The following is a 3,269-nucleotide window of genomic DNA, read 5'->3' as shown; positions in this document are numbered from 1 at the left end:
GGACACCAAGGACATGGTCGAGTTCTGCGCGCCGCGCACCGGCCGGAGCCGGCCGCCGGCCGTCGCCCTCAGGCACCTTCCGGCACATTTCGCCACCTTCCGGCACCCACCGGCACCCACTGGCACCCACTGGCACCCACTGGCACCCACTGGCACCCACCGAGGCTGCCGGCCCGGCAGGATCTGCCACACCGGCGGTCCCTGCCGGACTCGACCAGATCTGCCGGCTCCCGGCCCGGGAGCCGTTTCCCCCGCACAGGGGAGGCCGCTCCCCCGTGCGGGGGTGGGGCGCGTCCGGACAGCCGTACGACACTGGGTGCGTGATCCGAACCGACGCCCTGGCCGACCTGCCCGTCCGTACCGCCGTGCCCGCCCTGCGCCGGGCGCTCGACGAGCGGGGCACCGCCGTGCTCTGCGCGCCTCCGGGCACCGGCAAGACCACCCTCGTGCCGCTCGCCCTCGCGGGGCTGACCGGCGAGGGCCCGCCGCGCAGGGTCGTGGTCGCGGAACCCCGCAGGATCGCCGCCCGCGCCGCGGCCCGCCGCATGGCGTGGCTCCTGGGCGAGCGACCCGGGGGCCGCGTCGGGTTCACCGTGCGCGGCGAGCGGACGGTCGGCCCTGACACCGTGGTCGAGGTCGTCACCACCGGGGTGCTGCTCCAACGCCTCCAGCGCGATCAGGAGCTCTCGGGCGTCGACGTGGTGATCCTCGACGAATGCCACGAACGTCATCTGGACGCCGACACCGCCGCCGCCTTCCTGCTGGACGTGCGCGAGACGCTCCGCCCCGACCTGCGGTTGGTCGCCGCCTCCGCGACGACCGACGCGGAGGGATGGGCCCGGCTGCTCGGCGATGCCCCGGTCGTCGAGGCCACCGGGATCTCCCATCCGGTGGAAGTCGTCTGGGCACCGCCCACCGCTCCGGTCCGGCCGCCGCACGGGATGCGGGTCGATCCCGCGCTGCTCTCGCACGTCGCCTCGGTGGTGCGCCGGGCGCTCGCGGAGCGGAACGGCGACGTGCTCTGTTTCCTGCCCGGTGTCGGCGAGATCGCCCAGGTCGCCGGCCGACTGGCCGGCGCCGGCGCGGAGGTGCTCCAGGTGCACGGGCGGGCGCCCGCCGCCGTGCAGGACGCGGTCCTGGCGGGAGGCTCGGGTGCGGGACGGCGGCTGGTGCTGGCGACTTCGGTCGCGGAGTCGTCGCTGACCGTGCCCGGAGTGCGGGTCGTGGTCGACAGCGGCCTCGCCCGGGAGCCCAGGACGGATCACGCCCGGGGGCTGAGTGCCCTGACGACGGTGCGGGCCTCGCAGGCGACCGGACGCCAGCGGGCGGGCCGTGCCGGACGGGAGGCTCCCGGTGCGGTGTACCGGTGCTGGACGGAGGCGGAGGACGGGCGGCTCGCCCGGTTCCCGGCCCCGGAGATCCGGGTCGCGGACCTGGCGGGGTTCGCGCTGCGGGCCGCGTGCTGGGGCGACCCCGGGGCGGTGCACCTCGCGTTGCTCGACCCGCCTCCCGCGGGAGCGATGGGCGCGGCCCGCGAGGTGCTGCGGGCGGTCGGGGCGGTGGACGCGGACGGGCGGGTGACCGGGCGTGGCACGCGGATGTCCCGCCTCGGTGTCCACCCCCGGCTGGCGCGGGCCCTGGTCGACGGAGCCCGGGAGGTCGGGGCGCGCCGGGCGGCCGAGGTGGTGGCCCTGCTGAGCGAGGAGCCGCCCCGCGAGTACGGGGACGATCTGGCGGCGGCCCTGCGCAACGCGCGCCGGGGCGGCGACGGGTACGCCGCGCGTTGGCGCCAGGAGGTGCGGCGGTTGTCGTCCTCGCTGGGCGGCGGGGAGGCCGGGGACTGGCCTGCCGCCGGTTCTACGGGCGGCGGCTCTACGGGCGCCGGCTTTACGGGCGCCAGCTCTACGGCTGGCGGCTCTACGGGCGGGGCGACCCCGGTCACGGACGACGCCGCCGCCGGGCTGGTGGCCGCGCTGGCTTTCCCGGAGCGGGTGGCACGGGGCCGGGGCGGGGAAGCGTTTCTGATGGCGTCCGGGACCGGGGCGGAGCTGCGGGACGGTTCGGGGCTGCGCGGCTCGGCGTGGCTCGCGGTCGCCGTCGCGGACAGGCCTACCCACGCCGCGTCGGCCCGGGTGAGGCTGGCAGCGGTGATCGACGAGGACACCGCGGTGCTGGCCGCGGGGCACCTGCGGTTCCGGGGCGAGGAGGTCCGCTGGGGCGACGGCGACGTGGTGGCACGCGTGGTGGACCGGCTGGGGGCGGTGGAACTGGTGGTGCGCCCGCTGAAGCAGCCTGCCCCGGAGCTGGTGCGGACCGCGCTCCTGGAAGGGCTGGGCCGGGAGGGCACCGGGCTGCTGCGGTGGACCCGGGACAGCGAGCAGTTGCGGGCCCGGCTGGCCTTCCTGCACCGGGTCCTGGGTGCGCCGTGGCCCGAGATGTCGGACGGGACGCTGCTGGCGCGCGCCGGTGAATGGCTGGAGCCGGAACTGTCGCGTGCGCGCCGCCGTGCGGACCTGGGGCGGATCGACGCGGGGCAGGCACTGCGTCGGCTGTTGCCGTGGGCGAGCGGCGAGGCGTCCCGGCTGGACGAGCTGGCGCCGGAGCGGATCGAGGTGCCGAGCGGGTCCCGTATCCGCGTGGAGTACGACGGCGAGCAGCCGGTCCTCGCGGTGAAGCTCCAGGAGTTGTTCGGCCTGGCCGAGACGCCCTCGGTGGCCGGGGTGCCCGTGCTGGTGCACCTGTTGTCCCCGGCGGGGCGGCCGGCGGCGGTGACCGCGGATCTGGCCTCGTTCTGGCGGGAGGGGTACCGCGCCGTCCGCACGGAGCTGCGCGGACGCTACCCGCGGCACCCGTGGCCGGAGGACCCGACGACGGTCGCCGCCACCCGTTTCACCTCGGCGCGGCTGAAGCGCGAACAGCGGCCGTGAACGGGTAAGTCGTGCCGCTAGGCGGAGCAGTTCCGATAAGCGGGGGCAATGCCGGTTAGCGAGGCAGTGCCGATAAGCGGGGGCAATGCTGGAAAGCGGGGACCGGCGCCGGTCATGCGAAGCCTGTACCGGCAGGCGAAAGCCGCACGGGCAGACGCGGGGACCCGACGCCGGTAGGCGGGAGCCTGCGTGGGGACCTCGCCGGCCGGCACGGCGCCCTTGGCCGGCACCGGTCCGTAAGCGAAAGCCGCCGGTAACCCGTCGCCGCGATCACCGCGTCCGGCGTCAGCCGTGTGCCGTCGGTCAGCACCACCTCCGCACCCTCGAACGAGGCGATGGCCG

The 3,269-nt window shown here is 76.5% G+C and carries 1 protein-coding gene; it reads left to right on the top strand.

The window, feature by feature from the left end; genetic code table 11:
- The first annotated feature begins 320 nt into the window (after positions 1–320).
- Positions 321–2,927 carry an ATP-dependent RNA helicase gene (locus ACWD3D_RS35105; RefSeq protein ID WP_451464737.1) on the top strand — a complete coding sequence of 869 codons (2,607 nt, stop codon included), beginning with the start codon at positions 321–323 and terminating at the stop codon, positions 2,925–2,927.
- Positions 2,928–3,269: the final 342 nt, after the last annotated feature.

The organism is Streptomyces sp. NPDC002690, from assembly GCF_053592415.1.
Note: the sequence above shows the minus strand (reverse complement) of the source record. Positions and strands in the feature narration are given on the sequence as shown.